A 21,177-nucleotide genomic window follows, 5' to 3' on the forward strand; every position below is an offset into this window, starting at 1 on the left:
GCGCCTTTTCAACTACGGACTTGCCATGACTCTCGATACGCTCGTCGGCCTCGCGACGCAAGGGCTGCTGCTGTGCCTGTACGTGTCACTGCCCGTCGTCGTCGTCGCGGCTGGCGTCGGCCTGCTGGTGTCGTTCCTGCAGGCGATCACGTCGCTGCAGGATCAGACGCTGTCGTTCGGCATCAAGCTGATTGCCGTGGTGGTGGCGCTCATCGTCGTTGCGCCGCTCGGTGCGTCGGCGATCCTGCGCTTTGCGAACCAGTTGCTACTGACGGCTGTGCAGCGATGAACCCACTTCACTCGCGCCCGGCTACGGGGACTTCAGGTACGCCGACCACCCAGGAGGCCGCGCAGACGCAACGCGCCGTGACCGAACCGGCGCGGCAACAGACGCGCGCGCGCTTTGCCACGTCGCTGCGCAATAACGTGCGCTTCGCCCACGCGCATCACGCGCATTTGCAGGGACAGGCGCGCTCGGCGAATGCGCGGCGTCTTGCCAAAGCGCTTTCAAAGAAGCGCCAGGGCAAGGCAGCCGCAACGCGCTTTGCCGCGACACGCCGGCCAACGACGGGCCGTTCAGGCACCAGCATGAGAGCGCCTCAGAACACGAGAAACACCGACCGTCAGCGAAACGCCGCACTGCGCGTGTCCCGCGACGGCGGCAACGGAGGCTCGCGCGGCGGTGGGCAGCCGCAAGACGAACAGAAACAACAGCAACGGCAGCAGGATCAACACGGCAAGCACGATGACGATCTCACGCTCGATGGCGCGAACGGTACGAAGCGCGCTGCGGGCGTCGTACCCGAATTTGCCGCGCATGCGTTGACACTTGCCGGTTCATCGCGCCGTGAAGCGCTGGCGAGTGCCTGGTGCGACGCGTTGCTAAAGCCCGGTCGCTCGCTGCACGACGCGCTATCGCAATTGCGCGCGCTGCGGCGGCAGGAAGGCGCGTTGCCGCTCGCATCGCTCGCCCAGGTTCGCCAGTCGCTGATGGACGCCACGGCGCGTGCCGCCGCGCGTCGGCAGGCGGGCGAAGCGTTGCCAAGTTCTGTAGCTGCCACGGCAGTACGTACAAATACGTCGAAAGAGGCTCGCAACGTCCTCGCGCCGCTGCTCGCGCTCGTCGCGGGCGGTCCAATGCTCGCGGGCCGCGAACGACGCGCGGTGAGCGCGAATGCCGCGCTCGACGGCATCGCATACGCGCGGAGCACGCGTCCAGCCGATGCCACCGGTACCGCTGAATCCGCGATCTGAAGTCACTTCGCGTGCGCGCGAGTGCCTTCGCAAGCGGCCCCTATCGCGGCCCATGCGTCCGTTAATCTGCGACTCATCGAAGGAAGCGGAACAGCGCGACAGCTCCCCCCGCTTCTCCGCCTGACCGACCGAACTCATGAAACAACTGCGCATCCTGACGGGTATTCATGCTGGCGCGACCGCACCGCTCGGCCCCGGTCTTTACCGGATCGACGCGGATGACGACGCCGACATTCGCATCACCGACTGGACGGGGCCGTCCGCAATCGTCGAAGTCGGCGATGGCGAGGTCGTGACCGTGCGGCGGCTCGCTGTGCAAGAGGCTGGGGTTGACGCAAGCGACGAAGCGCCACCCAACGAAACCGACACGCGAGACCTGAAGGACGATCGCGTCGAAGACACCGCGTCCATCTTCATGCTCGACTTTCTGCCGATGCAGTTCGACCAGAGCGTGATCTGCATCGGACCTGACGATGTCGAATGGCCCAGCGATCTCGCTCTGCTGTCGACGCTATTAAAGCCCGCCCAGCCCGAGGACGACCAACGCGGCCAGCAACGCTCGCGCCGCCGGACCTTCGTCGCACTCGGCGCGGCCTGTGTTGCATTGGCTGTAATCGCATGCGTCAGCGCCTTGTCGATGACGACACGCGCGAAGGCATCGATGCTGCCCAACGATGTCGCCGCGATGGAAAACGTGAACCGTGAGTTCGCGGCCGCGCATCTGAACGAACTGCGTGCATCGCTGGATGGTCACGGCGGCGTGCTGGTTCGCGGGCTCGTCGCAAACGAATCAGAGAATCTCGCCGCGCGGCGCCTGCTTGCATCGATCACGTCGCCGCGTGTGCAGGCGCAGTACGGCATCGCCGAAGTGATCCGGCGCAGCATCGGCGAGAGCTTGCCCGTCGCGGGAATCAGCGTGCATTACGACGGCAACGGCGTGTTCGCGATTGCGGGCAAGGACGTCGACATGGACGCGTTGCAGCAAGGCGTGAAGCGCATCCGTCCGGATCTGCCCACCAACGTGAAAGACATCCGCATCGATGCAACGGGCGCCGAGCAGGCTGACGCACCGGCGGGCGCGAGCTATATCGCGATTGTCTCGTCGGATACGGTGCGCTATGCGCAAACGCCCGATGGCGTGAAGCACATCTTCATCCTCGACAACGACACGAATGCAAGCGCACCTGCCGCGGCCAGCGACCCCGCAGCGCCCGCAGCAGCCGCCCCCCAGCAACCCGCAAGCGATGCAACGCCGCCCGTTTCGAAAGCGGCAAACGAACCGCCCTCACCGCTTGCAAAACAGCTCACCGGGCTTGCCGCCTCGCGGCATGTGCTCGACCCACCCCAGACGTCCGTCGCGCAGACGGCCGACACGTTACGGAGATGACCATGTACGAAGCCATTGAACGCCACGCACAACACTTCATGGCGTTGCAGAACGTCGTGACAGCCGCCGACGCCGATGCGCGCGTCGCCGAACTGCGCAAGGCGCTCGAAGAGAGCGCCGAGCAGCTCAATCACGCGGCAGACGGCACGGCCACCGACCGCGATGCGCGCGCCCGCATCTATCGCGGCCTCGTCGCCGCGAGCCGCATCGTCGGGCAGTTGCGCGAGGACGCGTTGCGCGGCTGACGTGTAGAACGTCATTTCATTCCGTTTTTTCAACCACCGGTTCGACATACCGTCTGCCGGAACTTTCCAGGAGAGCCACCATGCCCGGTATTGCAACGGCAGCAACATCCGCACTGGGCGCCGTCACGAACGGCGTCAACTCGAGCAGCGCGACGGCAAGCGCCGAAGCGACCATCAACAACAACGCTCAACAGCAACTCGAAATCGCGCAAGCGCAGTCGAATGCGAGCCTCCTGCAGGCGCTCGGCGAAGCGATGAAGTCGGGTGCGTCGAGCATCCAGAAGGCCGCGCAGGCATCGTAACGCAGGCTGGCTGGCCGCTTGCGCAGCGGCCAGCCGTTTGACGCCTTGCAGGACTCTCCTTTGTTTGAGCGGGTATTCGCACCGTGAGTGAAGATCGTTATGCAGAACTCGTTGCATCGCTGTGCGAGGCGGTCGGCTTGCCCGACGTCGAGCACGTGTTGCAGACACATTCGATCGAAGTGGGTGGGCTCGATGTGCGGCTCGACTGCTTCGACGAAGATCCGGACGCGATCTACCTGAGCTTCGACTTCGGCGCGGTGACGGCGGGACGCATCACGACCGTCTACCGGCTCATGCTCGAAGCGAATCTGCTCGTGTATGCGCAAGACCAGGCGCAACTCGGACTCGACTCCGACTATGGCAATGTCGTGCTGCTCGTGCGCGTGCCATTCGCCGATGCACCGACGGGCGAAACGCTCGCCGATCTCCTCGCCCACTATTCGGAACATGGCGCGTACTGGAAGCAGAGCATTCTCGAAGCGAGCGATGAGCGTTTCGAGGCGATCGTGTCGGGCAACTTCTCGTGGATAAGGGCATGACTTCTTCACGAGATACGAGGCCACGCTAGAATGTCCTCCGACACGGCCTGAACATGGAAGACCAATGGATTTACGCACCGACCTGAATTTTTTCAACCTGCTCACAGGGAGTTATGCGCGTCTGCTGGGCACTGAACTCGTCCCAAAGCATGAGCGCGCCGAAGATGCCGTCGCGTGGCTCTATCACGATGCGCCCTTCGGGCTGCTCGCGCACAATACCGCTGACGACCCCGTGTTCGTCTACGGAAACCGTCGCGTGCAGACGCTGTTTGGCTACGACTGGGACGAAATCACTGCGCTCCCGTCACGCCTTTCCGCCGAAGCGCCGGAACGCAGCGAACGTCAGGCGTTTCTCGACCAGGTGACACGCGACGGTTTCGTGACCGGCTATCGCGGCATACGCATCGCGAAGACGGGCCGCCGTTTCTGGATCGAACGCGCGACCGTGTGGCAACTCATCGACGAGCACGGCAAGCTGCACGGCCAAGCCGCGATGATTCCGCATACCACAGCGCTGCCTGAATAAATTCGCCCTCAAAGCAAGCCCCAACTCCCCTCTTCATCTTGACCGGGCAGCCCGCGTCCTGGCGCGCGCTGCCCGGTTTTCTCATCTGCTGCGGTCATTTTCGCGTCATCTGCGTCTTGTCGGCGGATACGTGCGCCAGTAGATTCAAGCGAACATGCCGATGGTATCGGCCGTCGTTCCGCGTACCCAGGCGAAAGCTGGAAAACCATGCTCTCGCCGCCCTCCAGGTTAGCCATGTATCAGTACAACGAGTTTGACAAAGCCTTTCTGCTCAATCGCGCCGCGCAGTTCCGCGACCAGATCGAACGCTGGCAGGACGGCAGATTGAGCGAAGACGCCTTTCGTCCGCTGCGCCTGCAAAACGGCTGGTACGTGCAACGGCACGCGCCGATGCTGCGCGTCGCGGTGCCGTATGGCGAGTTGTCGAGCGCGCAGCTGCGCGTGCTCGCGCGCGTGGCGCGGGAATATGACGCGCCGGAAGCGGATGTCTACCGGCAGGCGCTGGATGCGCAGCGCAAGCTCGGCACCGTTCGGCTGCCGACGCATCACGCGCACTTCACGACGCGCACCAACGTGCAATTCAACTGGATTCCGCTCGCGAAGGCCGCCGATGTGATGGACCTGCTGGCGACCGTCAACATGCACGGCATCCAGACGAGCGGCAACTGCATCCGCAACATTTCGTGCGACGAGCGCGCGGGCGTAGCGCCCGACGAAATCGCGGACCCGCGCCCGTTCGCTGAAATCATGCGCCAATGGACCACGCTGCATCCCGAGTTCGCGTTTTTGCCACGCAAGTTCAAGATCGCGATTACAGGTGCAAGCGATGACCGCGCGGCGACCGACTGGCACGACGTCGGCCTGCGGCTGCGTTACGGCGAGAACGGCGAACTCGGGTTTCGCGTGACGGTCGGTGGCGGCATGGGACGCACGCCCGTCATCGGCACGGTGCTGCGCGAGTTCTTGCCGTGGCAGCACATCATGAACTACATCGAGGCCGTGGTCCGCGTGTACAACCAGTACGGGCGGCGCGACAACAAGTACAAGGCGCGCATCAAGATACTCGTGAAGGCGGAAGGCCAGAAGTACATCGACGAGGTGGAAGAAGAGTTTCGTCAGATCGTCGAGCATGACGGTGGGCCGCATACGATTCCGCGCGCCGAGCTTGAGCGCGTGAGCGCGTACTTCGTGCAGCCTTCAGGCGGCTCTGTCGACAACCCGTCGGACCTGCTCACACGCAAGGCGACTCACGACGCGTCCGCGAGCATTCCGCAATTCGCGCGCTGGCTTGAGCGCAACGTCGCGCAGCACAGGAATCCGTCACTGCGCATCGTCACGTTGTCGTTCAAGCGCCTGTTGCAGGCGCCGGGCGATGCATCCGCCGACCAGCTCGATCAGGTCGCCGAACTCGTCGACCGCTTCTCGGCCGGCGAAGCGCGTGTCACGCACACTCAGAACATCGTGCTGCCCTGGGTGCATGAGAACGATCTGCTCGCGTTGTGGGAAGCGGCGCGCAGCGTGGGACTCGCGAGCGCCAACGTACGTCTGCTGACGGATATGATCGCGTGCCCCGGCGGCGACTTCTGCGCGCTGGCGAATGCGCGCTCGCTGCCCGTCGCAGAAGCGATCACCGAACGCTATCAGGACATGGACGAGCTGGAAGACATCGGCGAAGTGGATCTGCACATCAGCGGCTGCATCAATTCTTGCGGGCATCACCATAGCGGACACATCGGCATTCTCGGCGTCGACAAGGATGGCGCCGAGTGGTATCAGGTCACGCTCGGCGGCTCCGACGGTTCGCATGCAAGTGGCGCTGCGCAGCCGGGCAAGGTGATCGGGCCGTCGTTCTCCGCGCACGAGGTGCCCGACGTGATCGAAGCCGTGCTGCGTGCGTATGTCGAGCAGAGAACGGAATCGGGGCCGCGCCGCGAGAGTTTCATCGAAACGGTGCGGCGTATCGGGCTCGACCCGTTCAAGACTGCGGCCAATGCCGCCCGCGCGCCGATGGAGGTGTCCGCATGAAATCGCGTATCCGTATTCTTGCTGCCGCCGAACATCTCGCCGACGCTGTCACGCATGTCGTCACACTCGATAACGACGCCGATCCGTTTGCCTATGGCGAGGCTATCGCTCAAGCGGAACGGGTCGAACTTCACTTTCCGAACTTCACCGATGGCCGCGCGTTCAGCCAGGCGTATCTGATTCGTCGCCGGCTCGGCTTCAGCGGCGATCTGCGCGCAACGGGCGACGTGCTCGCGGATCAATTGAGTCAGATGGAACGCACGGGGTTTTCGAGCGCAGTGCTCGCCGAAGGTGTCGATCCCGCCGACGCGCAGCGCCAACTCGATCGCTTCGCCGCCTTCTATCAGGGTGACGTGGCGCGCGATGCGCCATTCAGGCGGAGGGAAGTGGAAGCGGGGAATTGAAGTTGTTAGCGGCGCTTTGACGGAAGTCAAAGCGCCGCTAACACATGGAGACCTTCTTTAGTCGCGTGCCAGCGCGCGCTCGACCGAAATCTGCGTCGGCATCATGTTGACGTTCGCGTTGTGAATGACCCATAGCGAACCCGCGACGATGATCGCGATCAGCAACCCCGTACACACGAAAATCCCCGTGTTCGAGCGCTGATCCGCGGATGATCCCAGGTGCAGGAAATACCGCAACTGCACCACGAGTTGCACGACGCACAGCACGACCACAGCCGTCAGCGCCATCGAGCGCGGCACGACATGCGTCATCACCACGCCGAACGACGCGAACGTCAGCACCAGCGACAGCAGCATGCCGACCACATAGCTCTTCACGCTGCCATGCGACGCATCATGAACGTGATCATGCGTCACGTTCGATCCAGATGTTTTGCTCATAGAAATTCACGCAGATAGACAAGACTGAACACACAGATCCAGACGAGATCGAGGAAGTGCCAGAAGAGGCTCAGGCACGCAATGCGCCGCCGCGTCACGGGCGTCAGACCGAAGCGGCTGATCTGATGCATCATCACGACGATCCATAGCAGCCCCGTCGTCACGTGCAAGCCGTGCGTGCCGACGAGCGTGAAATAGCCCGACAGGAACGCGCTGGTCGACGGTCCGGCGCCGTCGCTGATCAGATGGGCGAACTCATAGATTTCCATGCCGATGAAGGCCGCGCCCAGCACGAAGGTCGCGGCCAGCCAGCCGACCACCTTGCCGCGCTGGTTCGCATTCATGCTCAGCACGCCCATGCCGAACGTGAAGCTGCTGGCGAGCAGCAGCAAGGTTTCGCCCAGCACATACGGCAACTCGAACAGCTGCTTGCCCGTCGGCCCGCCCGCCGTCGCATTGGCGAGCACGCCGAAGGTCGCGAACAGCGTAGCGAAGATCAGGCAGTCGCTCATCAGGTAAATCCAGAACCCGAGCGTGGTGCGGGTTCCGCTGTCGTGGTCATGGTCGTGGCCGTGCGCGTCGTGATGCTCGCCGGCCCGATAGGTCGATACGCTTGTCATGGTCAGGCCATCTCCGCAAATTCTTCGTCACGCTCGTCTTCGATCTTCCTGTAACGCGCGTTCTCGATCCGCTCCACTTCGGCAGCAGGAACGTAGTAGTCGACATCCTGATCGTACGAGCGCGCGATGAACGTGCCGATCATGCCGATCAGCGCAACGATCGCGAACACCCACATGTGCCACACCATCGCGAAGCCGAACAGCAGGCTGAACGCGGAGATGATGAAGCCTGCCGCCGTGTTGCGCGGCATATGAATGTCCTCGTACTTTTTCGTGGGCCTGGCGTATGCGCTGCCCGCCTGCTTGTTGTCCCAATGCTGCTCGAGCGACGTGATGACGGGAACATGCGCGAAGTTATAGAACGGTGCAGGCGAAGCCGTCGACCATTCGAGGCTGCGCGCATCCCACGGGTCGCCCGTCAGATCCTGATACTGCTCGCGCTTGCGGATGCTCACCGCGAACTGGATCAGCAACGCAAGAATGCCCATGCCGATGATCACGGCGCCTACGAGCGCAACGATCAGCCACGGATGCCACTCGGCCACCGAGTAATGATTCATGCGGCGCGTCATACCCTGGAAACCGAGGATATACAGCGGCGTGAACGCGAGCCAGTAACCGACCAGCCAGCACCAGAACGCGACCTTGCCCCAGAACTCGTCGAGCGTGAAGCCGAACACTTTCGGGAACCAGTAGCTGATGCCCGCGAGACAGCCGAACACCACGCCCCCGATAATCACGTTGTGAAAGTGCGCGACGAGAAACAGGCTGTTGTGCAGCACGAAGTCCGCGCCCGGCACGGCAAGCAGCACGCCCGTCATGCCGCCGACGGCAAACGTCACCATGAAGCCGATCGTCCAGAGCGTGGACGTGTGGTAGCGGATGCGGCCGCGATACATCGTGAAGAGCCAGTTGAACAGCTTCACGCCCGTCGGCACCGAAATGATCGACGTCATGATGCCGAAGAACGCGTTGACGTTCGCGCCCGAGCCCATCGTGAAGAAGTGATGCAGCCACACGAAGAACGACAGCACGCCGATCGACGACGTCGCATACACCATCGACTTGTAGCCGAACAGCGGCTTGCCGGAGAACGTGGAGATGATCTCCGAGAACGCGCCGAATGCAGGCAGAATCAGGATGTACACCTCGGGGTGGCCCCACACCCAGATCAGGTTGATGTACATCATCGCGTTGCCGCCAAGCTCGTTCGTGAAGAAGTGCATGTCGAGATAGCGGTCCATCGTCAGCAGCGCGAGCGTGCCCGTGAGCACGGGGAACACCGCGACGATCAGGATGTTCGTGATCAGCGCCGTCCAGCAGAACACGGGCATCTTCATCAGGTTCAGACCCGGCGCGCGCATGCGCAGAATCGTCACGATGAAGTTGATGCCGCTCAGCGTGGTGCCTAAACCGGACACCTGTAGCGACCATATGTAATAGTCGACGCCCGTGGTTGGACTGTAGCCAAGCTCGGAGAGCGGCGGATACGCAACCCAGCCCGTCGCCGCGAAGTCGCCGACGAACATCGAGATCATCACCAGCACCGCGCCGACAGCCGACAGCCAGAAGCCCAGCGAATTGACGAACGGATACGCAACGTCGCGCGCGCCGATCTGCAGCGGCACGACGACGTTCATCAGGCCGAGAATCAGCGGCGTCGCGACGAAGAAGATCATGATCACGCCGTGCGCGGTGAAGATCTGGTCGTAGTGATGCGGCGGCAGGTAGCCCGCTGAGTCGCCGAACGCGACGGCCTGCTGGGCGCGCATCATGATCGCGTCGGCAAACCCGCGCAGCAGCATGATGAGCGCGAGGATGATGTACATCACGCCGATCCGCTTGTGATCGACGGACGTGATCCACTCTTTCCACAAATACGACCACTTGCCCACATACGTGATCGCGCCGAGCAACGCGAGGCCGCCCAGTATGACGACGCCGAGCGTACCCATGATGATGGGCTCGTGATACGGGATCGCATCGAGCGTAAGTTTTCCAAACATATCCACTACTCCGATACCAAAGCTGCGTGTGAAGGCAAGCGAGCCGGCTTGACATACATGTCAGCGTTGGCCGTCGTGCAGATCGGGCGGCCTGCTGCGTCACGCATGTACTGATAGACGATGCCGTCGAACAGTCCCGGCGCCACGTTGCTGTACAGCGTCACGGGGTTCTTTTTGCTCGGTTGCTGCAAGCTGTCGTAGGCGGCCACGTCGAGCGCCTGCGGCGATGCTTTCGCGCGCGCGACCCATGCATCGAATTCACCGCGGCTCGTCACGACCGTGTCGAAGTTCATGTCCGAGAAGCCCGGCCCGCTGAACGCCGACGAGCGGCCCGCATACGTGCCCGAGCTGTTCGCGATCAGATGCAGTTGCGTCTGCATGCCGGACATCGCATAGACCTGGCTGCCCAGTTGCGGGATGAAGAACGAATTCATCAGCGATTCCGCCGTCAGACGGAAATCGACGGGCGTATCGACGGGCAGCGCAAGCTGGTTGACGGAGGCCACACCGTAGTCCGGGTAGATGAACAGCCACTTCCAGTTCAGCGCGACCACTTCGACGCGAACGGGCTTCATGTTCGATTCGATCGGCTTGTATGGATCAAGGCTATGCGTTGTCTTCCATATCAGCACCGCGAGCGTCGCGACGATGATGCACGGAATGGTCCACACGACGACTTCGATGGTGGTCGAATGCGCCCACGTCGGCGCGTACTTCGCCTTCGTGTTCGACGCCCGGTAGCGCCACGCGAAATACAGCGTGAGCGCGATCACGGGAATCACGACCAGCAGCATCAGCCCGAGCGCGATCAGGATCAGGTTTTTCTCCTGCTCGCCGATGTCGCCTTTCGGATTGAAGAGCACCATGCTGCAGCCGCCGAGCAGGCTCAGCGCGCCGGTCGCGGCGACGCGGCCTGCGCGTACGAGTTGTCTTCGAAATGGAGGGGAGCGGAACCATCGTCCCGCTGATTGGGGGGAACCCCCGTGTGTAGGTGGGTTGCGCATGCTTTCAGGTTGGTTGCCGGGTTACATAGCCCCATGCATCTATCCCCCAACCGTCGTACACGCGCGAGCTTCCGCTATGGCTATGGCCTTGCGGCGGATACATACATAGGCTATGGCGGCGCATGCTAGAGTAAGACATACACCATACATGCGCGACAAGTTGCCACACATGACTTCATCTTCGAGAAAGCGCCCTGCGCGGCGGCCTGACTGGATCACTGACTTCGCAGACAACGGCAAGGCGCGCTATCTACAGATCGTCGATCTGATCGAGCGCGGCGTTGCCAACGGCAAACTGAATCCGGGCGACCGGCTGCCGCCGCAACGCAAGCTCGCGGAGATGATCGGCGTCGATCTGACCACCGTGACGCGCGGTTTTGCCGAGGCGCACCGGCGCAACCTGATCGAATCGCGCGGCCCGCTGGGTACGTTCATCGCGCCACCGATAGCGACGTTCATGCAGCAAGTCGATCTGAGCATGAACATTCCGCCGCCTCCCGCTGACCTCGATCTCGCGGTGCTGCTCAGGCGCGGACTGTCGCAGGTGCTGGTGCGCAGCGACGTCGATCTGTTGATGACCTATCAACTGGGCGGCGGCAGCGATACGGACCGGCAGGCGGGCGCGGCGTGGCTCAAGCCGATACTTGGGCGCGTGGACCCGTCGCGCGTCGTCGTGACACCAGGCGCGCATTCGGCGCTCGCCGCGCTGATGCTGGCGCTCACGCAGCAGAACGCGCCCATTTTCACCGAACAGCTGATCTATCCGGGCCTGCCGCTGATCGCGCGGCAGCTCGGCCGCACGCTCGACACGATCGCGTCCGACGAGCACGGCATGCGGCCCGACGCACTCGAAGCCGCTTGCTCGCGCACCGAGGGTGGGCTGATCTATCTGAACCCGACCATCCGCAACCCGACCGCGCAGACGATGCCTGAGCGTCGCCGCAAGGAAATCTTGGCCGTGGCGGCGCGTCGCAATGTGCCTGTCGTTGAAGACGATCCCTATTGGCTATTCGCCGACGATCCACCTGCGCCGCTCGCGAGTCTCGCACCGCAGCAGGTGTATTACCTGTCCACGTTGTCCAAATGCATCTCGCCGGGCTTGCGTGCCGCGTTTCTCGTGTTGCCGGCCGCCGCAGCGCAGGAAACGTTTCTGAAGGCGCTGCGCTCGCTGTCGCTGATGTCGCCGCCGCTCACCAACGCACTGGTCACGCAATGGATACTCGACGGCACGGCAGCGGACGTGCTGGCGGGGGTACTGAAGGAATCGGGAGAGCGCCTGCTTGCGGCAAACCAGATACTGTCGACGGTGAGCATGCCGGCCTCCAGCGGCGCGATTCATGTGTGGCAGCCCTTGCCTGCGCAATGGGCCGCTCAAAGCCTTGCGGCGGCGGCGAGCACGGAAGGTCTCGTCGTCGCACCCTCTTCCGCGTTTTGCCAGACCGGCGACGTGCCGAACGCGATCCGTATTTCGCTTGGCGGCTGCACGCGGCGCACGGAGTTGACGTCGGCGTTGCGCAAGCTCGCGGCGCTCGTCGAACGCAAGCCTTCCGCCGATAACCGCTTGCTGGTTTAGCACGACACATTCACTCATTGCATCTGCTGCGCTGAAATCATCGTCAACTGCTGCTGTACGAAACACGGCTACACACGAATAATTCGCTCAACGCGCTTCGAGCATTTCCTTCCTCCTTTTAACGAAGCGCGTTGGGATCACTGCGTGAGTGCCCGTGGCCACGAGCCTTCAACCCGCAGAGCCTGCAGCAACGATGTATCGAGCGTGGCAAGCACTAGACCCCGGCGCCCACAGGCGTCGGGGTTTTTTCATTGCGCCTCGATGTGGCAACAGCATTAGCGCATTCGCGCCCTTTCGCGGCACGCGCCCGCTGTGTTCACACGTCGGCGTGCGCGACGACTGCTACATCATCCGCAACCCTGCCCAGCCGGCGCATGCGCCAGCGTGCATACGCGGCCGTCAGCAATGGAGCGAGCAGCGAGGTGACGATCGTGGATGCGGCGATCTGAGGCGTTGCCACCGCGACCAGTGCGCCGAGATGAGGATCGACGGCCGCAATCGCAGTCGGCGTCGCAACCGCGTTGCCCGCCGTCGTAGCCGACGCTACGCCGCCCACACCAGAACCACCGAACAGGCGCGATGCGATTACGTTGAATACCGCGCCGACCCCGAGCGTAATCAGACCAAGAACGATCCCCGACAAGCCCGCGCCGAGAATGGCGTGCAGATTGATTTGCGCGCCGAGACCGAACGCAAAGAACGGGATCAGCAAATCGCCGCCTGACTTGAGGAACTTGCGCATGTCGGGGTCGATATTTCCCAGCACCATGCCGATGACGATCGGCAGCACGGTTGCAACGAGATCGAGAACCGGGATCTTTGCCAACCCGGACAATCCCAGCGCGAGCATGGTCACGAACGGCCCTTCCAGGATCGACAGGACGGCGAGCGCGCCCCGATCGACCTCGTCGCCAAACTGCCGGGTCAACGCTGCGTACAGTCCCATGTTCGCGTTCGTCACGGCGGCGATGATCGCCATGCCGGAGAGACCGAGAAACCCGCTCGCCCCGAATACCTTGCTGACGAGCAAACCAATGAGCACGCCGCTCGCGAGCTTGGCAAGGGTGATGGCGGCCCCGTTCTTCAGCGCGCGGGGCGCTGTGCGCAGTTGAATCTCGGCGCCCATGCAAACGAAGAACACAGCGAGAATGGGCAGCGCGCCATGCGCGAGCTGGGTCGAAAAACTGCCGATACCCAACACCTTCGGTGCGAAGGTGTTGAGCAGGCTACCCCAGAGCAAAGGAATGACCATCATGCCGCCCGGAAAGCGTTCGATAGCCTGTTTGATTTTCATGTCGAGTCTCCTTGATCCTGGCGCGGGGTCGACATGGCCCGACCAGCATTTGTCTTGCGGCGTGCGGTGCGCCGGAAACCGGAGGCTCCAGCTACACCGCACGAATGCGCATCGCGCGACCTGATGCGCGCGGCTTTTACATCTGCGCGCCAATCATCCAGGGCACGAATTCCTCGTTGCCAACGCCAAGCGCTTCGCTTTTGCTCTTGTGGCCCGATGCAACGTCGAGGATCATCCGGAAAATTTCTTCGCCCTTTTGCTCCACGCTCACGGTGCCGTCCATGATGTCGCCGCAGTTGATGTCCATGTCATCGGCCATCCGCTTGTACATGGTCGAGTTCGTCGCGAGCTTGATCGACGGCGCAGGTTTGGCGCCGAAACAGGAGCCGCGCCCCGTCGTGAACACGACGAGATTCGCGCCGCTCGCGATCTGTCCGGTCGCGCCCATCGGGTCATAGCCCGGCGCGTCCATGAAGACGAGTCCGTGTGTATCGATCGGCTCGGCGTAGCGGTACACGCCCATCAGTGGCGACGAACCGCTCTTGGCAACCGCGCCAAGTGACTTCTCGAGAATCGTCGTGAGGCCGCCCGCCTTGTTGCCCGGCGTCGGGTTGTTGTCGATGCTGCCCTTCTCGCGCTTCGCGTAGTCTTCCCACCAGTGAATCCGCTCGACAATCTTCTCGCCCACTTCTTTGCTCACGGCACGACGTGTCAGCAGATGTTCTGCGCCATAGATTTCCGGCGTTTCCGACAGGATCGCCGTACCACCGTGCCGCACCAGCAGATCGACAGCCGCACCCAGTGCCGGATTCGCCGTGATGCCCGAATAGCCGTCAGAGCCGCCGCATTGCAGCGCGATATTGATGTGCGAAACGGGAACCGGCTCACGCACGGCCTGGTTTGCGACAGGCAACATGTTTTTGACTGCGGCGATGGCGGCATCGACGGTCTTTTGCGTACCGCCTTCTTCCTGCATCACCAGCGGCACCAGCAGCGGCCCCGGCTCGACGCCCTCGGCGATGAACATTGCGCCCATCTGGTTCGCTTCGCAGCCAAGCCCGATGATGACGATGCCAGCAAAGTTCGGATGCTTCACATATCCGCCAACCGTGCGACGCAGTTGCTGGATGCCCTCGCCGTGATGGTCGATACAGCAACCGAAGCTATGCGTGATCGGCACGATGCCGTCGACGTTCGGAAACGCGTCGAGCGCGCCCGGCTGTGCAAAGTGCTGCGCGACCAGCTTCGTGACGGTGGCCGAGCAGTTCACGGTGCTGACCACGCCAATGTAGTTACGGGTCGCGACGCGGCCGTCTGCTCGCCGGAAGCCGTTGAACGTGAGCGGCACTGTAGCGGCATCGACCTGCTTCATGTCTTCGCCGAACGCGTAATCGCGCGCGAAGTCGCCCATCGACACGTTGTGAACGTGTACGTGATCGCCTGCGCGAATCGGCTGCGTCGCGAAGCCGATGATCTGGCCGTAGCGCCGCACGGGCGCACCTTGTGCAACGTCGCGGCAGGCGATCTTGTGTGCCGCAGGAATGTCAGCCGATGCAACGAGATTGTCGAAATCAGCGAGAATAGTGCCGGCGGTGAGCGCGCCGCGCGCAATGAGTACATCGTCGTTGTCGTGCAGTTTGATCGCGAGTGTGACCTGGCTCATCATGGTCCTCCTGTTTCGGATTGTGGGTTGGGGCAGGCGACGCTCTCTGCTGAAGTGCGGAGCGTTTGCCGGCGCGGACTCATATTGCGGTCGGCCCGGTATGACACGCAAACTGGTCAGGCCACTTTTGATGGGGTTGAAAACAGGCCCTTCCCGTGTGGCTGATGAAGGATGAAAAGTGGAAAGTCGTTTGAAAGCAACGGGCGCATTGGCGCAGACAATCCGCCACATCGAGTCAGGCATTCAGGCAGGTCGCTGGCAGCCTGACGAACGCTTGCCGTCGGAACGTACGCTCGCGGAGTCGTTGGGTGTGTCGCGCGCGACGGTACGCGAAGCGATCGGACGCCTCGCAACCCGAGGTCTTCTGGAAACGCGACGCGGTAGCGGCGTCTATCTGCTGCGCAGCAAGCCAGCGGCGCTGGCGGCGCCGTGGCTTCAGCTCATCGCCGATACCCCGCCGCTGCGTTCGGAGACGCTTGAGTTCCGACTGGTGTTCGAGTGCGCCGCCGCGCGTTTCGCTGCGCAACGTGCGTCCCATCGGGAACTCGAACGTTTCGAGGCTGTGCTCGAACGCATGCGCGACGCGGTTGCAGGCAAGGACGTCGATGAAGAAGCCGCAACCGATGGTGAATTCCATACGGCGCTCGTTGCAGCGTCGCAAAACCGGCTGCTCGATCAGTTCTATGCGAGCGTGATTGGCATGCTGCGCGAACACATTGCGAGCAACACGTACGACGCCACCGTCAACAACGCGAATGCAGCCGAGCAGGCACGCAGCCGCTTGCGCCAGCACGAATCGATTTACTACGCGATTCGTGAAGGTAATCCGGATGCGGCGCAACAGGCCATGTACATGCACATCGACTATGTCGGGAGGCAGTTCAACGTCTGAGCGAACCGCTGCCGAATTTGTAAGTGCGGAAATGTGCGGTTACCAACTGCATAAGTTATTTCATCGAGTGCTGATTATGATGATCTCCATGAACCCGTTAAACGGAAAGCGGAGAATCAAATCATGAAACGCGCAGCGCTTGTCTTGTTGATGATCGGTAGCTTGTCGGTGGCCCAGCAGGCATCGGCGCACGAGCGCGGCGGCTGGGGCCGTGGTGGCGGCGTAGATGGCGGCGCCATCGTGGGGGCGCTGATCGGAGGCGCAGTGCTCGGTGCGCTCGTGACGTCGGTTGCGAATGCGCAGCCCGCGTACGCGCAACCTGTGTATCAGCAACCTGTTTATCAACAACCCGTGTACGCGCAACCGGCTTATTCGCAACCGCAGTCGGCCGCTTGCTACGACAGCTATCAACGCGCCTATGTGCCTTGCCAGGGCGGCTACGGATATTGATAGAACATCCCACGTGCGAGTGTCATGGCGAGTCGTTTCGCTATGACACCGCTGCGAAATCGATCTCGCGGACGTGCGCCGCCAGTTCCGTCACGATCGTCTGGATGCTGGCGCCTGTCGGAAAGCATCTGGCCACGCCTCGCTCCTTCAGTGCATGCCAACTCACGGCGTCGATGTTTCCGCCGATCACGACAGGAATACGTGCGCGCCGCTTGCGCAATGCGTCGAGCAGCCCCGACACCAGTTCGACATGCGCGCCCGCAAGCGACGACACGCCGATCACATCGACGTCATGCTTCAACGCCAGTTCGCTCACCTCCTCTGCCGACGCGAACATCGCGCCCGTTGTCACTTTGAAGCCGGCGTCCGTCAATGCGGCAGCAACGACACGCGCGCCACGGTCGTGGCCGTCCTGTCCGAGCTTCGCCAGCAAGATGCGCGGCGCACGCCCCAGGTGCTTCGTTACACGTTCCACGGCTGCGCGGGCCGTCACCCATTCGGCGTCGGACGACTGCATCTCGCCATACATCCGCGCCGATATCGGCAAATCCACGACATGCCGCGGCCACACGGCCTCCAGTGCCTGCGTGCACTCGCCGACTGTCGCGCGGGCGCGTATGCATTCGATGGTCAGTTCCAGCAGGTTGCCTTCGCCATTGCGTGCCGCCCGTTGCAACGCGGCGAGCGTGTCGCGCACATGCGTTGCATCGCGAGAGCGCTTCACCTGCGCGATGCGGCGGGCCTGTAGCGTGCGAATCTGCATAGCGTCCAGTGCATGCGTAACAGGCGGCTCGTCTTCGTCATCCGTCATAAAGCGGTTGACGCCCACAATCACGCGTTGCCCGCTTTCGATGTCCGCCTGCACGCGCAACGCCGATTCGTGAATGCGCGCGCGTATCCATCCCGAACGTATCGCCTCGACGACACCACCGCTCGCGTCAATCTCATCGTGTACGGTTCGCGCACGGCTTGCAATATCAGCCGTGAGCGCTTCCATCATGTACGACCCTGCCCACGGATCGACCACATCGCATACGCCCGTCTCATGCTGAAGCACCAGTTGCGTATCACGCGCGAGCCGGGAAGACTCCGGGCAGGGCAGCGCCAGTGCCTCGTCGTACGCGTTGGTGTGCAACGACTGCGTGCCGCCGAACACCGCCGCGAGTGCCTCGACCGTCGTCCGCACGACGTTGTTCATCGGCTTTTGCGCCGTCAGCGACCAACCCGAAGTCTGGCAATGCATGCGCAGCGCGCGGCCTTTATCCGAGGTTGCACCGCATTGCGCCGCAATTTCCGACCACAACAGCCGCGCGGCTCGCAGCTTCGCGACCTCGACATAGAAATCCGTGCCGATGCCGAAGAAGAAACTCATGCGCTCGCACGCATCGTTTGCTTGCATGCCGCGTGCGACGAGCGTGTCGACGTAGGTTCTTGCATTGGCCATCGTCAGCGCGAGCTCGAGCACGGCGTCCGCGCCCGCTTCCTGGAAGTGATAGCCGGATACCGACAGCGCATTGAAGCGCGGCACATGTTGCGCGAGATACGCACCCACATCGGCGGCGATGCGCAGTGACGGTTCGGGCGCGAAGATGCCCGTGTTTCGCACCATGAACTCTTTCAGTATGTCGTTCTGGATCGTGCCTCGCAATTGCGATGCATGCACGCCGCTTTCGTCCGCTGCGACGATGAACGCGGCGAGCACGGGCAACACGGCCCCGTTCATCGTCATCGAAACCGACACGCGGTCGAGCGGAATGTCTTCGAAGAGGCGTGCCATGTCTTCGACTGTGTCGATCGAGACGCCCGTCATGCCGACGTCGGCGCTAACGGTTGGATCGTCCGAGTCGTAACCGCGTTGGGTCGGCAGATCGAATGCGACAGAGAGACCTTGCGCGCCTTCGGCCAGTGCTGTCCGGAAGGCAAGGTTCGTATCGGCCGCCTGCGCGTAGCCTGCGTATTGGCGTATCGTCCACGGCTTTTCGGTGTACATCGAAGCGAACGGCCCGCGCACGAATGGCGCTTCGCCCGGCATGCTGTCGACATGCGCGATGCCTTCGATATCCGCACGCGTATAGACGCGCTTGAGCGGCACGGCGCGGCGGCGTGTACGGGTTGTGCTCATCGGCGCCTCCAGCGTTTTTCTGTCGTGACATCGGCGATCTTCATGCCGTCGCTCTTGCGGCGCACTTCCGTCCAGTGCCGGATGCCGTGTTCGTCTTCGGCGCTGCCGACCATACGCACGCTCAACGTATCGCCCACATCGACATTGCCGTAGTAGAACAACGACCGGCTAGCGACAACCGGCGGCTCGTCGAAACGCCGCCATTGCCATTCGGCGCGATCGACAAAAGCCTGAAAGCTCGCGAAATAGAGAAAGTCCGCGCCGTTGAAATCGCTATTCGGGCACGGCAGGAATTCGATCGGCTCGTCCGTCGCGGGCGCGAGGTCCGGTATTGCGCTGCGGTCCGCAGCACGCAGGCGCTTGCTCATCTGCATCATCTGCAATGCACGTTCAGGCATCGGCTCGACTTCACCTGGCAATGCCGCAAGCGCCGCGCGCGCGACGCAACGGTTGCTGCGCTGCTCGCCGCGCGACACGAATGCCGATGACATCGACAGCTCCGCGATCTCCGTGTCGCCGCGCACGATGCGATGCGTGCTGAAATGGCGCACGGGTCCCGTTCTGCACAGCGCGCTGCGAATGTCGAACGTGTCGTTTTCGCTGATCGAGTCGAGGCCGCTGGTGTGCAAGCGTATCGCCGTAAAAGCCGCATACGAGCGACCGCCGTTGTCATCGTGAAAGTCCGTTTGCTCGCGGCCCGCATGTGCGGAGAGCGCCTCCCAATGGCGATGCCCGCACTCCTTGAGCAACCAGTTTTCCGACAGCCCCGTATAGCTCAGTTGCGGCATACCCGCGCGATAGCTTTGAATCATGCTCACGCCGCAAGACTCGTCGACGTTCCGTCGATAGCCGAGCGGATCGTGTCGACCACATGCCCTGCATCGCGCGCGATACCGGAGAAGCGGCCCGATCCCCATGTATGCAGCCACGGCAGCCCGATGAAATACAACCCCGCTTGCGGCGTGATACCGCGAACGTGCGCAGGATAGCCGCGTCCGTTGAAAACAGGCGCATCGATCCAGCTGAAATCCGGCCTGAAACCAATGCACCAGACAATCGACGCAATACCACTTTCCGCGAGATCAAGCGACGTGCGTTCGCCTTCGGGTTGCCACACAGGTTCGTAAGGCACCCCAGCCGGCGCATCGATACCATGCTTGTTGATAAAGCCGTCGATGCTCGTATTGATCCGGTTATACGTGTCGTCGGCGCTATCAAGGGCTTCGATCAGGTTCGGCGCGAATTGCAGGCGGCCGTCGCGCAGATCGTCGAGCCTGCCATACAGTTCCATGCCTTCGAGCGCAAAGCGCCGCAAGTCGATATCGCGTCCACCGTCGCGCCCCGTGACATAGTGGTTCGTGTTGTCGCGCACGCCCTCGCGCAGCGGATGCTGATCGACGGGCATGTCGTAGTAGCGCATGTCCGCAAGCCAGTCGACCACATCGCGGCCGCGATAGAAGCGCGCGCAACGCGGCGCTTCACCGACGGCCAGATACACCTTGCGCCCCCCGAGATGCAGATCTTCCGCGATCTGCGCACCCGATTGCCCCGAACCCACCACAAGCACCGCGCCTTCGGGTAGTGCCTGCGGATTGCGGTAATGCGACGACTGCAATTGCACGATATCGGTAGGCAAACGTTCGGCCATACGCGGCACGATGGGCGTGTGATAGCCGCCTGAGGCCACCACGACCTGATCGGCCGTGAAGTCGCCATTCGAAGTCGACACAAAATAGCCGCCCGAAGCGAGGCGCCTGATCTTGCGGACTTCCGTATGTTCGAGCACGGGCGCATCGACCATCGCGATGAAACCGTCCAGATACGCGATGATCTCGTCCTTCTTCATGAAGCCATGCGGATCGTCACCGCGATACGGGTAACCCGGCAACGCACATTGCCAGTTCGGCGTGACCAGGCAGAAGGCATCCCAGCGCTGCGAGCGCCATGTGTGCGTGACCGTGTGCTTTTCGATCACGAGATGATCGATGCCCGCCTCTTTCAGATAGTAGCTGATCGACAGTCCCGCCTGTCCGCCGCCTACGACGATCACCGTATGGTGGGGGGCCGCGTTCGTTGCATCGGGAGCGATGGTGTTTGCGTTCGACATGATTCTTTCCTGCGTTCGGTTCACAAAAGTTCGACGACCTGGACTTCCGCTTGCGGATCGGTGGCGAAGCGCTGCGCCTGTGCTTCGATCTGCGCAAGCTGATCCATCGCCGCCGAGCACGCGAAGCCGTACTTCTCGCGCACGCGTTCGGAGCCGATATGCAACGCCTCGCGTGCTCGCTCGACGAAATCACGAAGCGCGTAACGTTGCCCAGCAACGAAAAATTCGCCGACTACGGTCGAAGGGGAATAGCAGTTGGCCTCGCTGCCGTCCGGCCACTGGACCTTGAAGTGCATGACTGGCATCACGTTTCCTTTGATTGA

General features: G+C 62.5%; 22 protein-coding genes. 12 read left to right on the top strand and 10 right to left on the bottom strand.

Annotated elements, in window-relative coordinates; all coding sequences use genetic code 11:
• Positions 1-25 precede the first annotated feature (25 nt).
• From sctS to C2L65_RS37175, 9 genes are all read left to right on the top strand, one after another.
• Entirely contained in the window at positions 26-289 is a 264-nt protein-coding gene (gene sctS / locus C2L65_RS37135; RefSeq protein WP_007579472.1) for a type III secretion system export apparatus subunit SctS, read from the top strand.
• Positions 286-1,254, top strand: coding sequence for a hypothetical protein (locus C2L65_RS37140; RefSeq protein WP_042308570.1), 969 nt, complete (start codon positions 286-288; stop codon positions 1,252-1,254). Before sctS ends, C2L65_RS37140 begins: the two co-directional genes overlap by 4 nt.
• A 136-nt stretch (positions 1,255-1,390) precedes the next feature.
• Entirely contained in the window at positions 1,391-2,641 is a 1,251-nt protein-coding gene (locus tag C2L65_RS37145; RefSeq protein ID WP_042308573.1) for a hypothetical protein, read from the top strand.
• Positions 2,642-2,643: 2 nt separating this feature from the next.
• Positions 2,644-2,886, top strand: coding sequence for a type III secretion protein (locus C2L65_RS37150; protein ID WP_042308575.1), 243 nt, complete (start codon positions 2,644-2,646; stop codon positions 2,884-2,886).
• Between the two features lie 80 nt (positions 2,887-2,966).
• Entirely contained in the window at positions 2,967-3,188 is a 222-nt protein-coding gene (locus tag C2L65_RS37155; protein ID WP_042308577.1) for a hypothetical protein, read from the top strand.
• Between the two features lie 83 nt (positions 3,189-3,271).
• Positions 3,272-3,727: a CesT family type III secretion system chaperone gene (locus C2L65_RS37160; RefSeq protein ID WP_007579462.1), complete on the top strand. Its 456-nt coding sequence runs from the start codon at positions 3,272-3,274 to the stop codon at positions 3,725-3,727.
• Between the two features lie 64 nt (positions 3,728-3,791).
• Positions 3,792-4,253, top strand: a complete 462-nt coding sequence (locus C2L65_RS37165) for an MEKHLA domain-containing protein (protein ID WP_042308579.1) — start codon at positions 3,792-3,794, stop codon at positions 4,251-4,253.
• 234 nt (positions 4,254-4,487) lie between these two features.
• The gene (locus C2L65_RS37170) at positions 4,488-6,278 is read left to right on the top strand and encodes a nitrite/sulfite reductase (protein WP_042308581.1); all 1,791 of its coding nucleotides are present in this window, start codon (positions 4,488-4,490) and stop codon (positions 6,276-6,278) included.
• Complete coding sequence (locus tag C2L65_RS37175) at positions 6,275-6,682, top strand: DUF934 domain-containing protein (protein WP_042308584.1); 408 nt, start codon at positions 6,275-6,277, stop codon at positions 6,680-6,682. The genes C2L65_RS37170 and C2L65_RS37175 overlap by 4 nt, the downstream gene beginning before the upstream one ends.
• Before the next feature lie 57 nt (positions 6,683-6,739).
• On the opposite strand, the gene cyoD is transcribed toward C2L65_RS37175, so the two are convergent.
• From cyoD to cyoA, 4 genes are read right to left on the bottom strand one after another with little or no spacing between them, the layout of a single operon-like run.
• The gene (cyoD, locus tag C2L65_RS37180) at positions 6,740-7,123 is read right to left on the bottom strand and encodes a cytochrome o ubiquinol oxidase subunit IV (protein WP_042308587.1); all 384 of its coding nucleotides are present in this window, start codon (positions 7,121-7,123) and stop codon (positions 6,740-6,742) included.
• Entirely contained in the window at positions 7,120-7,743 is a 624-nt protein-coding gene (gene cyoC, locus C2L65_RS37185) for a cytochrome o ubiquinol oxidase subunit III (RefSeq protein WP_042308589.1), read from the bottom strand. Before cyoC ends, cyoD begins: the two co-directional genes overlap by 4 nt.
• Positions 7,744-7,745: 2 nt before the next feature.
• Positions 7,746-9,749, bottom strand: a complete 2,004-nt coding sequence (cyoB, locus tag C2L65_RS37190) for a cytochrome o ubiquinol oxidase subunit I (protein ID WP_042308743.1) — start codon at positions 9,747-9,749, stop codon at positions 7,746-7,748.
• 5 nt (positions 9,750-9,754) lie between these two features.
• A complete protein-coding gene (gene cyoA, locus C2L65_RS37195; protein ID WP_042308590.1) occupies positions 9,755-10,615 on the bottom strand; it encodes a ubiquinol oxidase subunit II in 861 nt (286 codons plus the stop codon).
• 307 nt (positions 10,616-10,922) lie between these two features.
• Here cyoA and C2L65_RS37200 point away from each other — a divergent pair, with 307 nt between their 5' ends.
• Positions 10,923-12,326 (top strand): aminotransferase-like domain-containing protein, encoded by a 1,404-nt coding sequence (locus tag C2L65_RS37200; protein WP_233446635.1) that lies wholly within the window; start codon positions 10,923-10,925, stop codon positions 12,324-12,326.
• A 316-nt stretch (positions 12,327-12,642) separates the two neighbouring features.
• Here C2L65_RS37200 and C2L65_RS37205 read toward each other — a convergent pair whose 3' ends face one another.
• Positions 12,643-13,620 (bottom strand): 2-keto-3-deoxygluconate permease, encoded by a 978-nt coding sequence (locus C2L65_RS37205; RefSeq protein ID WP_042308594.1) that lies wholly within the window; start codon positions 13,618-13,620, stop codon positions 12,643-12,645.
• A gap of 136 nt (positions 13,621-13,756) precedes the next feature.
• A complete protein-coding gene (locus C2L65_RS37210; protein ID WP_042308745.1) occupies positions 13,757-15,283 on the bottom strand; it encodes a UxaA family hydrolase in 1,527 nt (508 codons plus the stop codon).
• A gap of 178 nt (positions 15,284-15,461) precedes the next feature.
• Here C2L65_RS37210 and C2L65_RS37215 point away from each other — a divergent pair, with 178 nt between their 5' ends.
• On the top strand, positions 15,462-16,175 hold the full coding sequence (locus C2L65_RS37215; RefSeq protein WP_007731599.1) for a FadR/GntR family transcriptional regulator: 714 nt from the start codon (positions 15,462-15,464) through the stop codon (positions 16,173-16,175).
• Between the two features lie 123 nt (positions 16,176-16,298).
• The gene (locus C2L65_RS37220) at positions 16,299-16,625 is read left to right on the top strand and encodes a hypothetical protein (RefSeq protein ID WP_042308596.1); all 327 of its coding nucleotides are present in this window, start codon (positions 16,299-16,301) and stop codon (positions 16,623-16,625) included.
• Between the two features lie 40 nt (positions 16,626-16,665).
• Here the strand turns inward: C2L65_RS37220 and scpA are convergent, their stop codons facing one another.
• Genes scpA through C2L65_RS37240 form a run of 4 tightly spaced genes read right to left on the bottom strand, consistent with a single transcriptional unit; the run spans position 16,666 to position 21,159 of the window.
• A complete protein-coding gene (scpA, locus tag C2L65_RS37225) occupies positions 16,666-18,747 on the bottom strand; it encodes a methylmalonyl-CoA mutase (protein ID WP_042308598.1) in 2,082 nt (693 codons plus the stop codon).
• Positions 18,744-19,559: a Pnap_2097 family protein gene (locus C2L65_RS37230; RefSeq protein WP_042308599.1), complete on the bottom strand. Its 816-nt coding sequence runs from the start codon at positions 19,557-19,559 to the stop codon at positions 18,744-18,746. Before C2L65_RS37230 ends, scpA begins: the two co-directional genes overlap by 4 nt.
• 2 nt (positions 19,560-19,561) lie before the next feature.
• Positions 19,562-20,854 (bottom strand): MSMEG_0569 family flavin-dependent oxidoreductase, encoded by a 1,293-nt coding sequence (locus C2L65_RS37235; protein ID WP_042308601.1) that lies wholly within the window; start codon positions 20,852-20,854, stop codon positions 19,562-19,564.
• Between the two features lie 20 nt (positions 20,855-20,874).
• On the bottom strand, positions 20,875-21,159 hold the full coding sequence (locus C2L65_RS37240; RefSeq protein WP_042308604.1) for an MSMEG_0570 family nitrogen starvation response protein: 285 nt from the start codon (positions 21,157-21,159) through the stop codon (positions 20,875-20,877).
• Positions 21,160-21,177: the final 18 nt, after the last annotated feature.

Origin of the sequence: Paraburkholderia terrae (genome assembly GCF_002902925.1) — a bacterium.
GTDB classification, from domain to species: domain Bacteria; phylum Pseudomonadota; class Gammaproteobacteria; order Burkholderiales; family Burkholderiaceae; genus Paraburkholderia; species Paraburkholderia terrae.